This window comes from Microcoleus sp. K5-D4, assembly GCF_036704575.1.
In the GTDB taxonomy this organism is placed as follows: Bacteria; Cyanobacteriota; Cyanobacteriia; order Cyanobacteriales; family Microcoleaceae; genus Microcoleus.
In genome coordinates this window covers 91,403-111,605 of the sequence record NZ_JAUBSD010000001.1, presented here as the reverse complement: position 1 = coordinate 111,605, position 20,203 = coordinate 91,403, and the positions used below count along the sequence as shown (strand labels likewise).

17 protein-coding genes and 1 tRNA gene are annotated in these 20,203 nt (G+C 44.7%); 9 read left to right on the top strand and 9 right to left on the bottom strand.

Annotated features, from left to right (window positions below; genetic code table 11):
* Positions 1-28: 28 nt before the first annotated feature.
* Positions 29-3,742: a hydantoinase B/oxoprolinase family protein gene (locus QUA77_RS00545; protein ID WP_333037387.1), complete on the bottom strand. Its 3,714-nt coding sequence runs from the start codon at positions 3,740-3,742 to the stop codon at positions 29-31.
* 177 nt (positions 3,743-3,919) lie between these two features.
* Positions 3,920-4,768, bottom strand: coding sequence for a M28 family peptidase (locus QUA77_RS00540; RefSeq protein ID WP_333448935.1), 849 nt, complete (start codon positions 4,766-4,768; stop codon positions 3,920-3,922).
* A gap of 47 nt (positions 4,769-4,815) precedes the next feature.
* Here QUA77_RS00540 and QUA77_RS00535 point away from each other — a divergent pair, with 47 nt between their 5' ends.
* The 4 genes from QUA77_RS00535 to QUA77_RS00520 are packed head-to-tail and all read left to right on the top strand — an operon-like array spanning position 4,816 to position 7,458.
* Positions 4,816-6,015, top strand: a complete 1,200-nt coding sequence (locus QUA77_RS00535; RefSeq protein WP_333448934.1) for an AAA family ATPase — start codon at positions 4,816-4,818, stop codon at positions 6,013-6,015.
* 1 nt (position 6,016) lies between these two features.
* On the top strand, positions 6,017-6,691 hold the full coding sequence (locus tag QUA77_RS00530) for a phage tail protein (protein WP_333448933.1): 675 nt from the start codon (positions 6,017-6,019) through the stop codon (positions 6,689-6,691).
* A 51-nt stretch (positions 6,692-6,742) separates the two neighbouring features.
* Positions 6,743-7,042: a hypothetical protein gene (locus QUA77_RS00525; RefSeq protein WP_333037391.1), complete on the top strand. Its 300-nt coding sequence runs from the start codon at positions 6,743-6,745 to the stop codon at positions 7,040-7,042.
* The gene (locus QUA77_RS00520) at positions 7,039-7,458 is read left to right on the top strand and encodes a PIN domain-containing protein (protein WP_333448932.1); all 420 of its coding nucleotides are present in this window, start codon (positions 7,039-7,041) and stop codon (positions 7,456-7,458) included. Before QUA77_RS00525 ends, QUA77_RS00520 begins: the two co-directional genes overlap by 4 nt.
* A 13-nt stretch (positions 7,459-7,471) precedes the next feature.
* Here the strand turns inward: QUA77_RS00520 and QUA77_RS00515 are convergent, their stop codons facing one another.
* The gene (locus tag QUA77_RS00515; RefSeq protein WP_333448931.1) at positions 7,472-8,545 is read right to left on the bottom strand and encodes a DMT family transporter; all 1,074 of its coding nucleotides are present in this window, start codon (positions 8,543-8,545) and stop codon (positions 7,472-7,474) included.
* 134 nt (positions 8,546-8,679) lie between these two features.
* On the opposite strand from QUA77_RS00515, the gene QUA77_RS00510 reads away from it, so the two are divergent.
* From QUA77_RS00510 to aroH, 3 genes are all read left to right on the top strand, one after another.
* Entirely contained in the window at positions 8,680-8,832 is a 153-nt protein-coding gene (locus QUA77_RS00510; protein ID WP_190738434.1) for a hypothetical protein, read from the top strand.
* Between the two features lie 55 nt (positions 8,833-8,887).
* A complete protein-coding gene (sppA, locus tag QUA77_RS00505) occupies positions 8,888-9,706 on the top strand; it encodes a signal peptide peptidase SppA (RefSeq protein ID WP_333135812.1) in 819 nt (272 codons plus the stop codon).
* A gap of 284 nt (positions 9,707-9,990) precedes the next feature.
* Positions 9,991-10,398, top strand: coding sequence for a chorismate mutase (gene aroH, locus QUA77_RS00500; protein ID WP_333448930.1), 408 nt, complete (start codon positions 9,991-9,993; stop codon positions 10,396-10,398).
* Between the two features lie 159 nt (positions 10,399-10,557).
* Here aroH and crtR read toward each other — a convergent pair whose 3' ends face one another.
* Positions 10,558-11,448: a beta-carotene hydroxylase gene (gene crtR / locus QUA77_RS00495; RefSeq protein ID WP_333448929.1), complete on the bottom strand. Its 891-nt coding sequence runs from the start codon at positions 11,446-11,448 to the stop codon at positions 10,558-10,560.
* A 432-nt stretch (positions 11,449-11,880) separates the two neighbouring features.
* Between crtR and pyk the strand changes: the two genes are divergently transcribed.
* The gene (pyk, locus tag QUA77_RS00490; RefSeq protein WP_333135818.1) at positions 11,881-13,668 is read left to right on the top strand and encodes a pyruvate kinase; all 1,788 of its coding nucleotides are present in this window, start codon (positions 11,881-11,883) and stop codon (positions 13,666-13,668) included.
* A 94-nt stretch (positions 13,669-13,762) separates the two neighbouring features.
* Positions 13,763-13,834: transfer RNA gene (locus QUA77_RS00485), tRNA-Thr, on the top strand.
* A 338-nt stretch (positions 13,835-14,172) separates the two neighbouring features.
* On the opposite strand, the gene QUA77_RS00480 is transcribed toward QUA77_RS00485, so the two are convergent.
* From QUA77_RS00480 to QUA77_RS00460, 5 genes are all read right to left on the bottom strand, one after another.
* The gene (locus tag QUA77_RS00480) at positions 14,173-15,231 is read right to left on the bottom strand and encodes a potassium channel protein (protein WP_333448928.1); all 1,059 of its coding nucleotides are present in this window, start codon (positions 15,229-15,231) and stop codon (positions 14,173-14,175) included.
* 125 nt (positions 15,232-15,356) lie between these two features.
* Positions 15,357-18,191, bottom strand: a complete 2,835-nt coding sequence (locus QUA77_RS00475) for an LpqB family beta-propeller domain-containing protein (protein WP_333448927.1) — start codon at positions 18,189-18,191, stop codon at positions 15,357-15,359.
* Positions 18,192-18,201: 10 nt separating this feature from the next.
* Positions 18,202-18,729 (bottom strand): type IV pilin-like G/H family protein, encoded by a 528-nt coding sequence (locus QUA77_RS00470; protein WP_333448925.1) that lies wholly within the window; start codon positions 18,727-18,729, stop codon positions 18,202-18,204.
* A 107-nt stretch (positions 18,730-18,836) separates the two neighbouring features.
* Positions 18,837-19,352 carry a type IV pilin-like G/H family protein gene (locus QUA77_RS00465; RefSeq protein WP_333448924.1) on the bottom strand — a complete coding sequence of 172 codons (516 nt, stop codon included), beginning with the start codon at positions 19,350-19,352 and terminating at the stop codon, positions 18,837-18,839.
* A 101-nt stretch (positions 19,353-19,453) separates the two neighbouring features.
* Complete coding sequence (locus QUA77_RS00460; RefSeq protein WP_333448923.1) at positions 19,454-19,981, bottom strand: type IV pilin-like G/H family protein; 528 nt, start codon at positions 19,979-19,981, stop codon at positions 19,454-19,456.
* Positions 19,982-20,203 lie beyond the last annotated feature (222 nt).

The following is a 20,203-nucleotide window of genomic DNA, read 5'->3' as shown; positions in this document are numbered from 1 at the left end:
CTCTACACTCTAGTTCATTTTAGTGCGGCTACATAATAGTACCATATCCTCCGCCCCCAGGAGTCTCAATGACAAACACATCCCCGGACTGCATTTCCACAGTCGCCGTACTTCCCAATTCCTCAACTTTACCATCCACTGTTTCAACATAATTCTGTCCAACTTTCCCCGCTTCACCCCCATTCAAACCGCAAGGAGAAATCACCCGCCTCCCCGATAAAATTCCCGCCGTCATCCCCTCCCGAAACCGCACTCGCCGCACAACTCCATTACCGCCGCGATGAGATCCATTCCCCCCACTATTAGCCCGAATTGCAAAACTTTCCAACAACACCGGAAAGCGCCATTCTAATACTTCAGGATCGGTTAAACGCGAATTAGTCATGTGAGTTTGCACCGCATCAGTACCGTCAAAATCTGCACCAGCGCCCGAACCGCCGCAAATAGTTTCATAATATTGATAGCGCTGATTTCCAAAGGTAAAATTATTCATAGTTCCCTGAGAAGCAGCCATCACTCCCAAAGCACAATACACAGCATCGGTAATATTCTGCGATGTTTCCACATTTCCGGCAACTACCGCCGCTGGATAGCGAGGATTCAGCATACAGCCTTCGGGATTGATAATTTCGAGAGGTTTCAAACAGCCCGCATTTAGAGGGATATCGTCATCTACCAAGGTGCGGAAAACATACAAAACAGCAGCTTTGCACACCGCAGCGGGAGCATTAAAATTGTTGGATTGTTGAGCAGAAGTGCCAGTAAAATCTATTTTTGCACTGCGCGCAGATTTGTCAATTGTAATCGCTACCTTAATTTGTCCGCCACTATCCATCGGATAAGTAAACTCGCCATCTTGCAACACATCAATTACCCTGCGTACCGACTCTTCAGCATTGTCTTGTACGAAGCCCATATAAGCTTGCACAGTCTCTAATCCATAATGTTCTACCATCTTGAGAAGTTCTTCGGCGCCGCGCTTGTTAGCAGCAATTTGTGCTTGCAAATCGGCTATATTTTGAGCGGAATTGCGAACAGAAAAATTCCCCGCAGTCAGAAGATCAAGTAATTCTTTTTCTCTAAAATTGCCCTCGCTTACTAACAGGAAATTGTCAAGCAATACACCTTCTTCAGTTACTGTTGTACTGTTAGGAGGCATGGAACCGGGAGTGATGCCGCCGATGTCGGCGTGGTGTCCCCGCGAGGCCACATAAAACAAAGGAAGGGAGGAATCACGATCGAATACTGGAGTAATAACGGTGATATCTGGTAAGTGTGTGCCGCCGTTGTAGGGATTGTTAGAAACATAAACATTGCCCGGTAGAATCGCATTGCCTTGTGCTAAAATTAAAGCTTCAACGCTTTCGCTCATCGAGCCTAGATGTACGGGAATGTGCGGGGCGTTGGCAACTAATTGCCCGTTTTTGTCGAAAATTGCACAGGAAAAGTCGAGGCGTTCTTTGATGTTGACTGAGGAACTTGTGTTTTGCAATGTGACGCCCATTTGTTCGGCGATCGCCCGAAACAAATTATTAAAAATTTCCAGCAAAACCGGATCGGATTTAACCGCAGATAAACGCGAATGAACGCGGATATTATCTGCGTCCATCTGCGTGCATCTGCGGTTCAAAATTAAATCATTATTTTCGGTGATTTCCGCTTCCCAGCCCGGTTCTATGATATTAGTTCCCGTAGCTTCAACAATCATAGCAGGGCCTTCTATGCAGTCGCCCGATCGCAAATCGTCTCTCTGATAAACAGGCGTTGCCCGCCACCCGCCAGCAACATAGGTTTGCACCGTTGAAATTGGTTGCACAGGCAAGATGCCCGTGCCACCAGAGGGGGAAATTGTGGATGCTTCCGGCACATCCATTCTTTCTACAACTTCCACCGAAACCGCTTCCACAATCAGCGGTTTTTCTGGCATAATAAAACTGTAACGCTGTCGGTGGGCTGCTTCAAATTCAGCCTGCATGACCTCAATATTGTCAGCAAAATCTACCGCCAAAACCGAGTCACTTCCCTGATATTTTAAGCGCAGCTTCCTAACAACTAAAACCTCGGACTCATTCTCTGTGTTCTCTGCGCCTCTGCGGTTCAATTCCCTCTTTCCATCAGCCTCCAATGCAGTCAAAATATGATGCAAATCAGCTAATAATTCTGCATTTAATTGTTGCTCGATCGCCCTTTCCCGAATAGCCCGCACATCAGCCAAACCCATACCGTAAGCCGACAACACACCCGCATAAGGGTGAATAAACACCCGTTTCATCCCCAAAGCATCGGCGATCGCGCAAGCGTGTTGGCCGCCCGCACCGCCGAAACAGCACAATGTATACTCCGAAACATCGTAACCGCGCTGAAGCGAGATTTTTTTGACAGCATTTGCCATCTTTTCCACCGCGATCGCCAAAAAACCCTCCGCCACCTCTTCGGCCGTCCTCTCGCCCCCAATTTCCGCCGCTAATTGCCCAAATTTTTGCTTTACTGCGTCAGGGGCGATCGGCAAATCGCCATTCAATCCAAATACTTTCGGGAAAAAATCCGGTTGAATTTTCCCCAACATCACATTGCAATCAGTCACCGTCAAGGGGCCGCCTTTGCGATAGCAAGCGGGCCCAGGATTGGCCCCTGCAGACTCCGGCCCGACGCGGTAGCGAGCCCCGTCAAAAAACACAATTGAACCGCCGCCGGCTGCTACAGTGTGAATTGCCATCACGGGCGATCGCAATCTCACCCCAGCAATTTCCGTCTCAAATTCGCGTTCGTATTCGCCGTTAAAATGGGCAACATCTGTCGAAGTTCCGCCCATATCAAAGGTAATAATTTTATCAAAACCTGCCTTTTTGCTCGTTTGAACTGCACCGACAATTCCCCCAGCAGGCCCGGATAAAATACTGTTTTTTCCTTGAAATTGTGCCGCGTCCACTAAGCCGCCATTCGATTGCATAAACATTAATTTGGGGGATTGGGCATTGGGCATTGGGCATTGGGGATTGGGCATTAATAATCCCTCGTCCCCGGGATCTGCCTCTCTTAATTGACTAATTACTTGTTCGACATAACGCCGCAAAATCGGAGATAAATAAGCATCGACAACCGCAGTATCTCCCCGCGAAACCAGTTTCATCAGCGGGCTAACTTCGTGAGATACTGAAATTTGAGTAAAGCCAATTTCTTTCGCTATTTTAGCCACTTGTTGTTCGTGTTCCGAGTAGCGGTAGCCGTGCATGAATACGATCGCACAACTGCGAATTCCCTCATCGTATGCTTGCTGCAAAGACGGGATAAACTCGGGATTGACAGCAGTTAACTCCTCACCTTGAGCGCTGTAGCGTTCGGCAACTTCAATAACTCGATCGTACAGCATCTGGGGCAAAATAATGTGACGCGCGAAAATATTCGGGCGGTTTTGATAGCCAATTCTCAGCGCATCGCCGAAACCTTTAGTAATTAACAGAATTGTGCGATCGCCCTTTCGTTCCAGCAAAGCATTTGTCGCCACCGTCGTCCCCATTTTAATCGCTTCAATTTCGGCGGCGGGTATCGCTGCGTCGGCGGGAATTCTCAAAATATCGCGAATTCCTTGGACTGCGGCGTCGGTGTAGCGTTCCGGGTTTTCCGACAGCAGCTTGTGAATGACTAATTTACCGTCGGGGCTGTTGGCGACAATATCGGTAAAAGTGCCACCGCGATCGATCCAAAATTGCCAGCGAGTGCGATCGGGAAAATCCGCCTTCATATATTTTTCCTAAATTTTGTTATGTGAATAATTGAGAATTATTTAACAAAAACATCTAAAAGTCAATTCATAAAATTCCTAACCTTATACTCATAAAAATCATATCACTTTCTCTTTTCTCTTCTTCTTTCTTCCTTCACGGCCTTTGCGCCTTCGCAGTTCGTTAAAATAAAACTGCTATATATATCGAATAGCCTCAACCAATCCCTGACAAACACCAGCCAGAAAACCTAAATCCAAAGTCTCAATCCTATCACTTTCTCGATGATAATGCGGATTTCGCATATTAGCAGTATCAGTCACCATAATAGCCGGATAACCATTATCCCAAAAAGGAACATGATCGCTGCGGCGAGTATCCGGCACAATTAAACCTCGATTCGGCACCGGCAGCCACTCGCAGGGCTGACCAGATTTGCGAATTTTGCCACTCAAATTAATCAAATAGGGAACCGTCCGCAAATTGCCAATTAAAGCAATAAAATTACCACTATTTGGATAAAAATATTTCAAGCCAGCGGGGTAGCTTTGAGAATTAGGATTGTGGTTGCAATAACCCAACATTTCCAAAGAAATCATTAACCGGATTGACTTTTGCTGTTGCTTGTATTTAGCTGCATGATGACGGCTTCCCAAACAACCGTATTCTTCCATATCGAAGGCGACTAATTGCACTGGATATTTGAGCGGCGCAGATGCGATATCCCTTGCGAGTTCCAGCAAAACAGACACACCAGTAGCATTATCATCGGCCCCAGGCGATCCGGGTGCAGTATCGTAATGAGCACCAATTACGATCGGCGGCAAACGCTTCTTAACCGCCGGATCGGAGGGGGGTAAATCCAAGATAAAATTGTGATGAATTCGGCCGCGCACCGCAAAATCGTCAATTTCTACAGTTCCCCACTGTGCCAACTGTTCGCGGATGTATTGCTGCACATAAAAATGCCCTGCTGATGCGAGGTATGGGTTGCGATCGCGTACAATTTGAATCAGATGGCTGTGCAAGCGTTCTTTGAGATTCATGCGATCGGAGATACAATGAGTACACTAAGATTATATGGGATTGAATTATGATTGGAGAAGTCAGAATCGAAAATTATAAGTCCATTCAAAAGCTGAAACTAGAATTAGGACGAGTCACCGTATTGATTGGCGAAAATGGCTGCGGCAAGAGCAATATTCTAGAGGCGATCGCCCTTGCTTCTGCTGCGGCTGATGACAAGCTGGATAACGAGTTTTTAGCTTCTCGGGGCATCAGAGTTACAGAACCTCAATTGATGCGATCGGCTTTTGAAATTGACAATTTAGTTAAAAATATTAATATTGAGATCAAAGGAAATGATGGAGACAACTTTAGTTGTATTTTAGATAATGATAACTCTCCCTATTCTCAATGGGTTAATAAAAACTTCGTGAGCGCTCCTGAAAATTTTTTAGAAAATGTTGTTCCCACCTCAGATCGAGCAGAAGATGTTATCTTAATAGAAGATTCAGAAGAGGTTTCTGAAAAATTAAGAAAAGAAACCTTAGAAGACCGACTAAAAACAATACTAGCAAGCTTTAATCTAACATTACACTTATCTAAAAAATTAATTTATAATTCTAAATTAATTAAATTTACAATTTACTCTCCCGAAAACCAAGCCTTACGAACTTTTGAAAAAGAAGGACAAATTCAACCATTAGGCATTAATGGTGAAGGCTTGTTTAAACTTATAAAGTTTTTGAACTCAGAAACAAACCAAGATAAACTCGATCAAATTAAAGAAAAGTTGCAATTGATAGATTGGTTTAAAGATTTTGAAGTGCCTGAAGATTTATCACCCCTGCAAAGTTCTCTCAAAATTAAAGATAAATATTTAGATATAGATTTAACTTACTTCGACCAAAAAAGCTCTAATGAAGGCTTTTTATTTTTACTCTTTTACTTTGCCTTGTTCATTAGCGATCTCACACCTAAGTTTTTCGCGATAGATAACATTGATGCTTCTCTCAACCCCAGATTGTGTCGCAGATTAATGCAAGAATTAGTAGAATTAGCCAAAAAACACGACAAACAAGTTATATTCACAACCCACAACCCGGCAGTTTTGGACGGTTTAGATTTAGATGATGATCAACAGCGACTATTTGTGATCTACCGCAACCAATTAGGGCATACTAAAGCTAGACGCATTCTAAAACCTGAACCTCTAGAGGGACAAGAACCTGTAAAATTATCAGAGGCGTTTTTGAGGGGCTATATCGGCGGACTTCCTAAAATTTTTTAATATGATTAGTTTTGGATTGGTTACAGAGGGACTTACTGACCAGATTGTTATTGAGAATATTTTAGCTGGATATTTCAATAGTCCTGATTTAGATATTAGACAACTTCAACCAGAAAGAGATAAAGACAATGAGAATAAATCCAAATACGGCGGCTGGACTCTAGTTTTTGATTATTTTAAGTCAAGAGATTTTCAAGAAGCATTGCAATTTATTGACTATATCATTATCCAAATAGATACGGATGTTTCAGAAGATTATAATATCCCCAAGCAAGATGAAAACGGTGAATTTACTCCTCAGCAGTTAATTGAAAAAGTTATTGAAAAGTTTAGGGGTGCGATCGGCGATGATTTTTACAGCAAATATCAACAAAAAATTATATTTGCAATCTCCGTACATTCTATTGAGTGTTGGTTGCTTCCACTGTATTATACCGACAAAAAGAAAAAATATAAATTTAAGAACTGTCTCGATACTTTAAATCTGCAACTTGCGAAAAAAACCGATAAGATCGACGCTAAGGCTAAAAATCCTGAAGATTATCGAAAAATTTCAAAACCATATCGCCAGCATAAAGTTTTGATGAAGCATTACGCAGAAAATCCCAGTTTAAAAATTTTTATAGAAGAGATTCAAAGCAGAGACATTAAGATTGGTGATGAAGAGGATTGGTAATGAAGAAGGTTGTTATGTCATATAATAGAAACATAGTTATCGGAGATTACCATGCAAGCATACAAACTTAGAGGTAAAATCGATGCAACTGGCAACTTGGTAGTTGTTGAACCCGTGAATATGCCACCGGGAGACGTAGAAATCATCGTCTTGCAGCTAGCTGACACGGTTAAACAAGCCAGCGCTTCAGAAAGTGCGATCGCACCTGAAACACCTAAAAAAAAGTTTAAAACTAGGGTGAAGGCATTTCAAGGTTTATTCGATCGAGATGCTGTACCGGAACCGCTGGATTTTGACGATCCAGACAAACAAGCAAAATGGGAATATTTAAAGGAGAAACATAACCTGTGAAAGTCTTGATAGACACCAACATAATAGTAGATGTTGCGCTCGATCGAGAACCTTTCTTTGCCGAGAGCGATCGCATTTTAACTTTTGTTGAAGAAGGCCAAATTCAAGGCTATGTTTCTGCCTCAACTTTTAGCGACCTTTACTATATCATTCGCCGAGACAAAGGTCGTGATTGGACACTAGAGTTTTTGAAGCAGTTAGCCACATTTTGTCAAGTAGGAACAGTAGATAACTCTGTTATTTCAATGGCATTAACTTGCAACTTCAAGGATTTTGAAGATGCGATTCAGTACAGCACTGCTGCAATCAATCGGATTGATGCCATTGTCACCCGCAACCCGCGAGATTTTCCGGTTACTACTCCTAGGATTGTAACTCCCAATCAGTTAATTCAAGAATTAACCAATTCTCCCTAATTTTGTCAAACCGCTAAACTTCTGATTCCAATTCGCTAACCCGCAACTGCACGGGTAGTTCTACAGAATTCAACTCAGACGACTCTAACAATCCTGTTGCTTCAACTTCTGCACTCGCTTCACCCTGCCGCACTTTTCGCAATTTATCACCCAAAGTATCCCGCTGATTTATCAAATAAATACTAACCAAAGTCAGCCCAACTCCCATCGATTGCAGCGGATTCAACACCTCGCCCAAATACAAATTGCCGAACAGCAAAGCAAAAACAGGCGTAAGAAAGGTAAGAGAACTTAAACTGGTTAGACTGCCGGTAGAAGCAAAATAAAAGAACAAACCATAGGCGATCGCACTTCCGAACACAGTAGAATAACCTAACGCCATCCAGCCGGAAAAATCGATATTCACAAACTGTTCGGACTCAGTTGCAGCCGAAATTGCCAACAGCGGCAAACCGCCCAAAATCATGTGCCAACCAGTCGCCACCACCGGATCAACATAACGGCAAACCCAGCGCACCAAAACCGTACCCACAGCCATCGACAAAGCAGCCAACAGCATCAACCATTCTCCACCCTGAAATAACTGTTCGATACCCGCCGAAACCTGCCTGTTTTCAGGATGAAAAAGCCCCACAATCCAGCCATCGGGCAACCCAATTAAACTGATGCCGACAACGCCAATCACTAATCCCAACCAGCCCCAAAAACCAATTTTTTCTTGAAACAGCCACAAACATAAAATCGCCACAGCTAGCGGTTGAGAGTCAATCATCACCGAACCCAAACCCGCACCGGTTTTCGCCAAACCTTCGGCTAAAAAGCCTTGAAACAAAGTAGCGTCAACCAAAGCAAACAGCGAAATCCACAGCCAAGCTTTCCAACCCTGCGGCTGTGGTTTTCCCATGAATGCGGCCGCCAGCAGCACCAACACGCCCGCAGGTATCAAACGCACGACAGCCACAAACAGCGGCGTTGTGTGCGGCATCACCCCCTTCATCGCTACCATCGCGGTTCCCCATAGGAAAAACGGCGCAATTAGCAACAGCGGGGCAAAAGGCAGTTTTGAATCGGTAAGTTTTAGCTGCATGGCGGAGACTCCAAATAATTGATGAGAGTGGCTCTCAGGAAAATGATGTAGATTTGTTAAGCAATTTTTACAATTATATATTGGTGTTGGGTTAAGTGCGATCGCACAAATCTCGGCCATTAGGAACAGGCAAGATGCCTGTTCCACAAAATCAAGGTGGAACAGGCATCTTGCCTGTTGCGAACAATCTGGAACGGGCAAGATGCCCGTTCCACAATCAAGCAATTTCTTGTGGAACAGGCATCTTGCCTGTTCCTAAATGGCACAACATCTACCCCGATGAATAAGGCACACTATAAGAAGTTAGCTACAAAAATCCGTAACATTGCCTGTACACTGCCCATGATTTGGCCATTCAAGCCCCGCTACCGCAAACAAATCGCCCGTATCGAAATCACCGGAGCCATTGCCGGAGAAACCCGTAAACGAGTCCTAGAAGCTCTCAAAACCGTTGAAGAACGCAAATTTCCAGCCTTGCTGCTGCGGATAGACAGCCCCGGCGGCACTGTCGGCGATTCCCAGGAAATTTACAGCGCGCTCAAGCGTTTGCGCGAAAAAGTCAAAATTGTTGCCAGTTTTGGCAATATTTCAGCTTCTGGCGGAGTTTACATCGGCATGGGAGCCGAGCATATCGTTGCCAATCCCGGTACAATTACCGGCAGCATTGGCGTGATTATCCGGGGCAACAATTTAGAACGGCTGTTAGAAAAAGTAGGCGTTTCTTTTCAGGTGATTAAATCGGGGCCCTATAAAGATATCTTGGCATTCGATCGCGAATTGACGGATCCGGAACAGCAAATTCTGCAAGACTTGATCGACACCAGCTACCAGCAATTCGTGGAAACCGTTGCCGAAGCCCGGAACTTGGGTGTTGAGAAAGTCAAAAGTTTTGCCGACGGTCGGGTTTTTACCGGTCAGCAAGCCTTAGAATTGGGTTTGGTCGATCGACTGGGAACAGAAGAGGACGCTCGTCGCCTTGCAGCCGAACTCGCAGGCCTCGACCCGGAAAAAACCGAGTCTTGCACCCTAGAAAAACAAAAACCTTTCCTAAATCGCGTCTTGGGGAGTAGTCTGGATATATCCGGGCTTTCAGCTTACAATAATGTGCTGGAATTCGAGCTTTCTACTAGCGGTTTGCCGCTGTGGATGTATCGCCCGTGATTAAATAAATTAGTCATTGGTCAGGAGTCAGTAGTCATTAGTTACTCCCTGGATGATTGGGCGATTGAAATCTGTTGACCTCAAACTCAAATGTGGTGCTTCGCCCGTCATAAGCGCTTCGCGCTGGCTTCGCCTACGAGTTTGAGGTCAAACTACACAAACGAACTCCACTCAAGGGCGGACTAAGAAATAAAGTGGGTATTTAAGCCTAATTTAGTATAACTACTTATTAGTGACTAATCACTAACGACTAATGACTAATGAGCGATAACAACTGACAAAAAATGGAGGAAATTTGCGTGGAGTGGCAAGTGCGGGCGATTCGCGGGGCAACAACTGCCAGCGAGAATTCGGTGGAAGCAATTCGAGAAGCGGTGAGAGAATTGTTAGATGAATTAGAAGCAAAAAATGATATAAATCCAGAATTAATTATTAGTGCTACGTTTTCTGCTACTCGCGATTTAGATGCTGTGTTTCCGGCCGCGATCGCCCGCGAACGTTCTCACTGGTGCAATGTTCCTTTGTTGGACGTACAGCAAATGCACGTTGAGGGTGCTTTGGAACGCTGCATTCGGTTTTTAATTCACGTCAATTGGCCGGCACATACTGAAATTTATCATCCTTATTTGCGGGGAGCTCAAAATTTGCGCCCTGATAGGAATTTAGCGGTTATGGGGGCTGGGGAAAAATAATAGATTCACTTTGGGCTTGATTTAAAAGTTAACTCACCATTACAGGTGGGTTTATTTTTTACGGGACTTGATAAAGTACAAAACCTGCCCTGGGGATATACGATCAAAAGCTTTTATTATAAAAAAAACCCCGGCCTCTCAAAGAAACCGGGTTTTTTGTCAATCAGACGCTTTCTTGTGATGCAGCCTAATCCCTAAAAAAATGTCATATATAAAACTCCAAAAGTCCTTTTTCCCTTCCAATATTCCCAAACTTTGAGGGGAACCCTTCTCATCCAACAGCGGCTTCACAGCCTCATAAGCAGGCTTGTAATTGTACCAAGGAATAGAAGGCCACAAGTGATGAATCAGATGATAATTCTGCCCCAAAATCAAGATATTTAGAATAGGACTAGGATATACTCTGGCATTTTTCCAACGATCGCGCTCGTGAAACGGACGGTGCGGCAAATAATCAAAAAATAACCCCAAGGCCAACCCCACCACCAAAGCCGGAGAAAACCAAAAATTCAGGACGTAATCTAAATGGCCGTATTGAATCGAGATATACACGATCGCGATCACAAACAAACGGCTGAGAAACCATTCCAATAGTTCGTATTTCCGCCACAGTTTGCGCTTAAAAAAGAAAATCTCGTGGTAAAAAAACCTCGCAGCAATCAACCACAAAGGCCCGCCCGTAGAAACATAATGGTCTGGATCGTTATCTGGGTCATTGACATGGGCGTGATGCTGCATATGTACCCGTGTAAACACCGGAAAAGCAAAACCCAACATCAGGGCGCTACCGTGTCCCAAAATAGCATTAACTGTGCGATCGCGATGGGCTGCATTGTGAGACGCATCGTGAATCACAGTTCCCGCCATGTGCAAAGCCAACACGTTCAGTGTAAAACAGCACCACTGCGGCCATCCCCAACACCAGAAACCCAAGTTAGAAATCACGAGAATCGCTACTGCACTCAAAAATAGCAGCAGTGTCGGATTAAAGTCACCGGGAGGACTCAGAAACTCTTTCGGCACTGTCAGCGGCCGTCCTGCCTCCGACATCTTTGTTAAGACTCCTTAATATTTCACACTTGCGTAGTATAAGATACAAGCCGGACAATAGTAAAGTTTTATGAAAGAACTCTGTTCGATCGCCAGACACTAGCGTCTGCACAAGCAAAAAAGTATTGCTGTTGTACAAGGATACCAGTGCTAGAGTAGCCACAAGAACTCAGCAGAAGAAACAAAATCAATGGGTATGTCTGTATTTATGTCAAGCCTGAGAGCGGAAAAATTTGCAAAAAAGAGCGCTCTCGAAGAAAAAATTACCGATCGGTAAAAAGTCAGATATTCTATATATTGTTCAATACCTGCTTTTTTGACCACTATCAAAATTTTTAAGACTTGAGACTAGCGTCATTGCTTGTAGTGCAAAGATGAAACGTTAGCCGAAATTTAAACAAGAAATCCACCTGCTTCCCCAGAACACCGCTGATGCAATTGCCAAAAGCCCTACGCCGGACTAAAATCGTCGCCACCATTGGCCCAGCAACTTCTGACCCACAAGTGCTGCGCCAGCTTATAGAAGCCGGTGCCACAACTTTGCGACTCAACTTTTCCCACGGAACAGAAGAAGACCACCAGCGCAGCATTCGCTTAATCCGGCAAACGTCCTTTGAACTGAACCAGCCGGTTGCCATCCTCCAAGACCTCCAAGGCCCTAAAATTCGTTTAGGGCGCTTTGAGACAGGCTCTATAGTCGTCAAAAACGGCGATCCTTTCATTCTCACCAGCCGCCAGGTTCCCGGCACCGAACTCATTTCTTCCGTCACCTACGACCCCCTAGCAGACGAAGTTCCAGAGGGAGCAGTGATTCTGCTCGACGACGGCAAAGTGGAAATGCTGGTCGAAAAAGTAGACCGCGCGGCGCGGGAATTGTACTGCCGCGTCGTAGTCGGCGGGCCGCTTTCCAACAACAAAGGTGTGAATTTTCCGGGAGTTTACCTGTCAATTAAAGCGCTGACTGATAAAGACCGCAAAGATTTAATGTTCGGCCTCGACCAAGGTGTCGATTGGGTAGCCCTGAGCTTTGTGCGGAATCCCCAAGATGTGCTCGAAATTAAAGAACTGATTGCCAGTGCGGGCAAGCAAGTACCGGTGATTGCCAAGATCGAAAAGCACGAGGCGATCGAACAAATGGAGGAAATTCTCACGCTTTGCAACGGCGTGATGGTCGCCCGCGGCGATTTGGGAGTGGAACTACCCGCCGAAGACGTGCCGATTTTGCAAAAGCGCCTGATTGCTACCTCCAACCGCCTGGGCATTCCGGTAATTACCGCTACCCAGATGCTCGACAGCATGGTCAACAATCCCCGTCCCACCCGCGCCGAGATTTCCGACGTGGCAAACGCGATTCTTGACGGAACTGATGCAGTGATGCTGTCCAATGAAACTGCTGTCGGCAAGTTCCCCGTCGAAGCGGTGGCGACGATGGCGAGAATTGCGGTGCGGATGGAGAGGGAAGGAATTAAGCGGAATATTAGGAATGTAGAAGATATTGGTCGATCGATCCCCAACGGTATCAGCCAAGCAGTCAGCCAAATCTCCGAACAATTGAACGCCGCAGCCATCATGACGCTGACCAAAACCGGCGCCACAGCCCGAAATGTCTCGAAGTTCCGACCCAAAACTCCGATTTTGGCAGTTACTCCTCACGTAGACGTAGCCCGACAACTGCAATTGGTATGGGGAGTCAAACCCTTACTGGTGTTGGATTTGCCCTCCACCGGCCAGACATTTCACTCTGCCATGACAGTCGCCCAGGAAAAAGAGTTAGTGTGCGACGGAGATTTAGTGGTAATGACCGCCGGTACTCTGCAAGGGGTTGCCGGCTCGACGGATTTGATCAAAGTTGAAGTAGTGACAGCAGTTTTAGGCAAAGGCACCGGTGTGGGTTTGGGATCGGTGAGTGGCATGGCCAGGGTTGCTCGCACTGCTGCGGATGTAGGCAATTTCCACGCTGGAGAAATTTTGGTAGTCGAACACACAAGCGTCGCTTTTGTCGAGATGATTCGGAAAGCCGCAGGTGTGGTGACCGAGGAGGACAGTTTGACTTCTCACGCCGCGATTATCGGTTTGCGCTTGGGCGTGCCGGTGATGGTGGGCGTAAAGAATGCCACGCGCGTAATTCGGGACGGAACTATGCTGACGCTGGATATGCAGCGGGGTTTAGTTTATTCCGGGGCCAGAGGCGGCTCAACTGACGCGGAAGTGACCGTTTAACTGTTGGTGAGCTAGGAGTTGTGGAGTTTTGAATTAACTTCTACAACTCCTTGCTTTTTTCGCTTAGGTTGTGCTATAATTCAAAATTGTCTGTGCCGATGTAGCTCAGGGGTAGAGTATTCGATTCGTAATCGAACGGTCGTGGGTTCAAATCCCACCATCGGCTTTAGGTTTCAGCGATTTTTGTCTACGCTTTAGTCTATGAGTGAGATCAAACTGTGATCAAAACGCAGTTTAACTGCTCAAAAATGCTCTCGGCAAAGTAGCCGAGAGCATTTTTATTTGCCCTAATTCCTTGTGTGGTGGAGATTGTGAATTTTTTAAATTCATATCGTTTCCGGTTGCATCGGAATAATAAAATCGAGTCAACATTTAACACTCAACCATTGAGTTTTTCGACCCGCCCGTCAACAGTCAACAGTCAACAGTTAACAGTCAATATTTTTTCTGGGAAGCATTGATCGAGAGAGGACTTGCATTCCTGACTAGAAACATGACCTGGTATTAGTTCGGGGGCCGGGGGAGGCGAAAACTCAGGGGACTGAGGATTTGATTGAGAGTTCGCAGTTGTTCAGCAGTTCCCAAACAAATCAGCATATCTCCTCCTTCGATCGCAGTTTCTCCGGTAGGCCCGACAATCAAAGTCCCGCCAGCGCGCCGCACTGCTAAAACCAAGGCCCCCGATTGCGATCGCAACTTGGCATTTCTCAAAGTTTGCCCGACGTAGACACAACTATTGGGATCGACCAAAAATTCTTCCATGTAAAAAGAACTATCGGTACCCGTCAAAACACCATCTAAAAAATCCATAACTTGAGGCCGCAAAGCCGCCGCCGCCATGCGTTTTCCCCCGGTAATGTAGGGAGATACGACTGCATCGGCGCCGCCCCGCTGCAACTTCTTTACCGCTTCTTCTGTAGTGGCGCGGGCGATCGCCCGTACCTTCGGATTCAGAGTTTTCGCTGACATGACAGTGTATAAATTCTCGGCATCCGAAGGCAAAGCTGCTACTATGCAAATTGCGCGATCGATCCCCACATTCACCAAAGTTTCGTCCAAAGTCGCGTCTCCTTGCACAGCCGTGTACCCCAGTGCCAAAGCTGCCTCAACCGACTGCACCGCCGAATCTATCACCACAAAAGAGATATATTCGGCCTGAAATTCCAAGGCAATTTGGCGGCCAGTGCGCCCAAAACCGCAGAGAATGTAATGCCCGATCAAAGAATCTACCAATCGTCGCTGCTGCCTAATTCTTGCTCCTTCTTGAAAATATCCTTCAATCAGCGCTTCTGTAAAGCGGTTGACGATGAAACCAATCACAATCACGCCCATCAAAATCAGGCATATAGTAAACATTCGCCCGCGTTTGCCGAGGGGGTGAAGTTCACCGTAGCCCACAGTTGCTAGGGTAAAGACTGTCATGTAAGCGGCATCTAGCAAAGGCCATTTTTCCATCTGCCAATACCAGAGAGTACCCGTGCATACAATGCCCCCAAGGGCGATGACTCCGTTTCTTAGGTCTTTTTGCAGGCGCTGGTATTTTTGTTCTAGAGTTGAATACACCGATCGGGCTGACCTATTACCTATTACCTGCTACCAATTTTAACGATATCAGCCCTAGACGCAGGGGCGGTCAAAAAGCCAGTTTCTGCCTAGATACTTTGCTGCCAAACTCAAGAGTTTGACTCTTAACCCGGTTTTTTTTGCGTGAGTTCCGACTGATCTCCAATCCCGTCGCAGAGGTGGCGATTGTTTTGATTTGCGATCGGATTTGTCTGCAAATAATTGCGGACTCCATTACAACCCTGCTGCAATAAATCGTCAAGATTAAAATTCCACAGCATCACCGTACCGTCAGCACTAGCACTAGCGATCGCTTTGCCGTCTGGACTAAAACTCGCACTCCAAACAGCATCCTTGTTACCTTTTAAAGTTTTGAGCAACGTACCGTCAATGTTCCACAGCCTCAGCATTTTGTCTGTGCTTGCAGATAGCAAAATTTGGCTGTCTGGACTAAAGCTGATATTTGTCACTCCACTTGTATGCTTTAAAATACTTAGCGGTGTGCCGTCTTTGCTCCAAATTCTCGCAGTTCCCCCAGCACTTGCAGCCGCCAGCATGGCTCCGTCTGGACTGAAAGTTACACTCATAATTTTATCACTTTCCATCTGTAAAGTTCGGAGCAATTTGATATCGGTGCTGGCTTCGATTGACTGCTGTTTTTGCAACTTTTCCGTAACCTTTCTCAAACTCCAAAGTTTAACAGTGCCATCAGTACCAGCCACAGCAATTATCTGACCGTCTGGGCTAAAACTCGAGCTGGTTATCCAACCTCGCTCCACTTGAAAAGTTGACAATTCTTCACCGCTGATTTTCCAGAGTTTAACAGTGCCATCGGCACTGGCAGAAGCAATAATATTACCATCTGGACTCAAAGAGACGCTTGTTATTTGAGCGCTATGTCCTTTTAAATTGTGGATCAATGTGCCATTTTTTTGCCAAATTTTTACAGTTTGGTCGTCGCTTGCTGAGACAATAATCTGACTGCTAGGATTGAAGATGGCCCTGATAATTTTATCCGTATGCCCTGTTAATGTTGCTTGCAAAGTTCCATTAGTTTGCCAAAGTTTGATATAATTATCATCGGTAGCAGTCACAATTGTTTGACTGTCGGGACTGAAACTCGCGAAAGCAAGGGTACTGGCTTGAGTCTGCAAGCGGCGGCGTTCCCGAAAGTTGTAAACTGCCTGTTCGAGGGCGATCGCCACTCGCATCTGAATATCTGAACTCACTCCGAGCGATCGTTTCATTTCTGTAACAGCTCTGATGCTTTCTAGCAGAGCTTCCTCTTTTTTATCCGCAGCAAATAGCGTTTCTGATAGCAAACTGAGAGTGAGAATTTTGTTGTTTCTTTCTTCGATTGACGGTTTTACCCAAAAAGTTACTATCAGGATTGATATTAGTATGACTGCGGCTCCTGTAACTGTTTGCACTCTCAGTTGTTGCTCGCGCCAAAGTTTAACTGCAATCGCTTTTTTCTGCTTTTGTGCTTCGCTTAGTTCCTCTAGTAACTTTTTTTCGCGGCGCAGTTGTTCAATTTCAGTTTGAGTTTGTTTTTCGCGATCGCGCAATTTGGCAAATTCCGCTTCTTGACTCGCACCTAAAAATTGATAATCTTGGGTGCTCAAGCTTTTATTAGCCGCCCACTGTCGGGCATCTTCCAGTGCTTGACCGCGCAACAAGCGAGATTCGTCTTGACAATTTGTAGCTATCCATGCTGTTAGGGATTCAGCATAGGGGCGCAAGTCGCCGAGTGCTTTTTCTAGCCAGTCGTGGCTGAATATAGCTGCGTAAATGCGGTTGGATACGGTTAATTTTCCGGCTCGTTTTACTACTAATCCGCTCAGCCGCAATTCTGTTTGTTCGGGAGTATCATCCGCGCAGATTCCCCCACCACCTTTTAACAAGGGTAATTCGGGCATTTTATCGCCCCAGATTAAGGGGGGTTGGGGGGGATCGCAGGGTGGCAATATTTTTTGATATAGTCCTAATAACCTATTGGCATGGTGCTGACTCCTGAGAAGGCGATCGCGAATTGTTTTAATGTGTACCGGTTCATCGGACGATTCCCAATTATCAATAATATGAGACTGCACTATCTCGCTAATTAATAATTTATTTATAGTCAAATTTTTAGTTTTGCTTTCATCGATTGAATCTGATATAATAGAAGCAGACGCTAAGCTTTTTACATGATGCAAAATCAGCTTGCAAAGCTTTTGAGTCAGAAATGGCTGCCCTCCAGTCCAATCCAAAATCTCTTTTAAAACCTCTTGAGGATTGTCTACTTTTCCCTCGAATCCCTTTGCTAAAGGCAGAGCTTCCTGTAATGTAAAACCGTGCAATTCAATAGCTAAACCGATATTAAAGGGCGTGCGAGTTGCATCGCTAATTAAATCAGATGGCGTAGCTACTCCCAGCAAAGCAAATGTAATGCGCTGGTACTCTGAATTGTGAGCGCGTTTATTGTAGCAACATCTAATTAATGCAAAGAAATCGTCTAGCGGTTCTTGGAAACTCAGAACGCTATCAATTTCATCAATAAAAATGACGAGGTTTTGAGAAATTTTGACCAGCAGCAATTCTTCAATTAACTCTCCTAAGCGCTGCACCGGCGGCATCAACTCTCTCTCCCGCCACCAAGTCATAAACTCGACTGGGTTAAACAGGTTGAAGCTGCACAAGAGTTTGTAAGCGACGCCGCCGTACCACTTATCTAAAGAGACTTGCTGGTTGCCAATGTCCGAAAGGTCGATCGTAGCACAGGCAATGCCATCAGCCGAGAGTTTTTGTACAGTTCGCACTAGCAAACTGGATTTCCCCATTTGTCGGGAGTTGAGCACGTAACAAAACTCTCCGGCTTTGAGGGCTTGATAAAGTTCAGAGTCAGCTTGTCGCACTACATAAGTAGGTGCATTTTGCGGGAGACTGCCGCCGATTTGATAGTGGTAATCGACTGTCATTATATTGCCTCTAGTGATAACTTTGTCTCAGTTCTATGGTGCCTGTAGCACAAGCAATCTTACCATTTTGATTGGTGGGTTCTGGTGGTTTAATTGTACCAGCAGAATCAGCTCCGCACAATATAGATGTGGTCGTTATTTTATTTTTAGAAGCATTTGACTCAACTTTTGTAGCAGGAATTACAAAAACTCCACCGACAACGCTTTTAAGATATTTATGCTTTGAGACTCCATAATTAAATGTTGCTTTTTTTGTTGTATGGTGGGAATATTTATAATTTTCTGTCTCGGTTTTAATAATGCGAATTGCTAAAGCTTTAACAGAAGTGCTAAAAACACTTTTTTCGGCAAAATAGGCTTGCTGACGTTTGTTGATTAAGCTAATATAATCTCTGGGTTCCCATTGCTTGTTGTTCCTAAGCTTAACCTGAAAGGATGGCACAGCTACCGAAGCCAATACTCCAATCACGATTAAAATCGCTAAGCATCCACCAACATTCGATGCAAGGCTAGCTGATTTATAATTTTGTTGACTCATAGTTTTGTATCCTCTCTGTTTGTAGTAAAAACTTTAGTCCGGTAAATTTCAATTGAATGCCGACTTTATATTAGTAATCGACAGTCATTATATTGCGTATAGTTAGATTACTGGGGCCATTGTTTTGTACCTTTACCACAAGCAATTTTACCATTTTTATAGGTTGGTATCGATGGTTTAATTGTACCGGGAGAATCTGATTGGCACAAGATGGTTCTGGTTATTATTTCATCTTTAAGAGCATTGGAAACCACTTTTTTAGCATGAACGACAAAGACACCGCCAACACAGCTTTTCAAGTCTTTTGTCTTAGATAATCCATAATTAAATGCTGTTTTTTTAGTAGCTATAACTGAATATTTGCCGTTTGCTGTTTCTGTTTTAATGCGAATTTCTAAAGCCTTAACAGAAGTGGCAAAAGCACCTTTTTCTGCAAAGTGAGCCTGCTGAGCTCTGTTCATTGCATTAACATAGTGTTGGGGTTCCGAACCCTTTGCCTTCCCAGCCTGCTTCAGAAATGATGGCAGAGTGATCGCGCCAATGACTCCAATGCCCATTAAAAGCAATAAGCATCCGCAACCATTAGGTGAAATGCTAGCTGATTTAGAATCTTGTTGGCTCATAGTTTTGTATCCTCCCTGTTTGTAGTAAAGACTTTAGTCCGGTAAATCTCAATTGAAAGCCGATTTAATCTTGTAATCGACTGTCATTATATTGCGTATAGTTAGTTTGGTGAGACCATTGGTCTTGTGCCTTTACCGCAAGCAGTTTTACCATTTTCATAGGTGGGTTCCGCTGGTTGAATGCTACCGGGAAAATCAGCTTCGCAGAATATGAACGTTGTAGTTATTTCCTCTTTAGTAGCATTGGGAACAAAGTTTTTTGGCGGAAAAATAAAAACACCGCTGACATAACTTTTTAATTCGTTTTCTTTTGCTACTGCATAATTAAAGGCTGCTTTCTTAGTGGCGCGAATTGAATACTTGAAAACTTTTGTCTCTGTTTTAATGCCAATTCCCAAAGCCTTAACAGAACTGGAAAAAGCATTTTTTTCGGCAAAATAGGCTTGCTGACCTCGGCTCATTGATCTAACATACTGTATCCCTTCCATTTTCTTATATTTACAGCCCTTGCAACCACCCAGAAATGATGGCAGAGCGATCGCACCAATTGCTCCAATGCCCATTAAAAGCAATAAGCATCCGCAACCATTAGGTGAAAGGCTAGCTGATTTAGAATCTTGTTGACTCATAGTTTTGTATCCTCCCTGTTTGTAGTAAAGACTTTACTCCGGTAAATCTCAAGTGAATGCCGATTTGAGCTTGGTAATCGACTGTCATTATATTGCGTATAGTTAGATTATTTGGACAGTTGTGTTGTGCCTTTCCCACAAGCAATTTTACCATTTTCATAGGTGGGTTCCGCTGGTTTAATTGTACCGGGAGAATCAGCTTCGCACAATATAGACGTTGTA

Coding starts and splice junctions, on each gene's coding strand:
- QUA77_RS00460 (WP_333448923.1), bottom strand. CDS start 19,981: ATGAGTCAACAAGATTCTAAATCAGCTAGCCTTTCACCTAATGGTTGC.
- QUA77_RS00475 (WP_333448927.1), bottom strand. CDS start 18,191: ATGACAGTCGATTACCACTATCAAATCGGCGGCAGTCTCCCGCAAAAT.
- QUA77_RS00515 (WP_333448931.1), bottom strand. CDS start 8,545: ATGCAGCTAAAACTTACCGATTCAAAACTGCCTTTTGCCCCGCTGTTG.
- QUA77_RS00540 (WP_333448935.1), bottom strand. CDS start 4,768: ATGAATCTCAAAGAACGCTTGCACAGCCATCTGATTCAAATTGTACGC.
- QUA77_RS00465 (WP_333448924.1), bottom strand. CDS start 19,352: ATGAGCCAACAAGATTCTAAATCAGCTAGCATTTCACCTAATGGTTGC.
- sppA (WP_333135812.1), top strand. CDS start 8,888: ATGATTTGGCCATTCAAGCCCCGCTACCGCAAACAAATCGCCCGTATC.
- aroH (WP_333448930.1), top strand. CDS start 9,991: ATGGAGGAAATTTGCGTGGAGTGGCAAGTGCGGGCGATTCGCGGGGCA.
- QUA77_RS00510 (WP_190738434.1), top strand. CDS start 8,680: ATGCCTGTTCCACAAAATCAAGGTGGAACAGGCATCTTGCCTGTTGCG.
- QUA77_RS00535 (WP_333448934.1), top strand. CDS start 4,816: ATGATTGGAGAAGTCAGAATCGAAAATTATAAGTCCATTCAAAAGCTG.
- QUA77_RS00530 (WP_333448933.1), top strand. CDS start 6,017: ATGATTAGTTTTGGATTGGTTACAGAGGGACTTACTGACCAGATTGTT.
- crtR (WP_333448929.1), bottom strand. CDS start 11,448: ATGTCGGAGGCAGGACGGCCGCTGACAGTGCCGAAAGAGTTTCTGAGT.
- QUA77_RS00525 (WP_333037391.1), top strand. CDS start 6,743: ATGCAAGCATACAAACTTAGAGGTAAAATCGATGCAACTGGCAACTTG.
- QUA77_RS00470 (WP_333448925.1), bottom strand. CDS start 18,729: ATGAGTCAACAAAATTATAAATCAGCTAGCCTTGCATCGAATGTTGGT.
- pyk (WP_333135818.1), top strand. CDS start 11,881: ATGCAATTGCCAAAAGCCCTACGCCGGACTAAAATCGTCGCCACCATT.
- QUA77_RS00545 (WP_333037387.1), bottom strand. CDS start 3,742: ATGAAGGCGGATTTTCCCGATCGCACTCGCTGGCAATTTTGGATCGAT.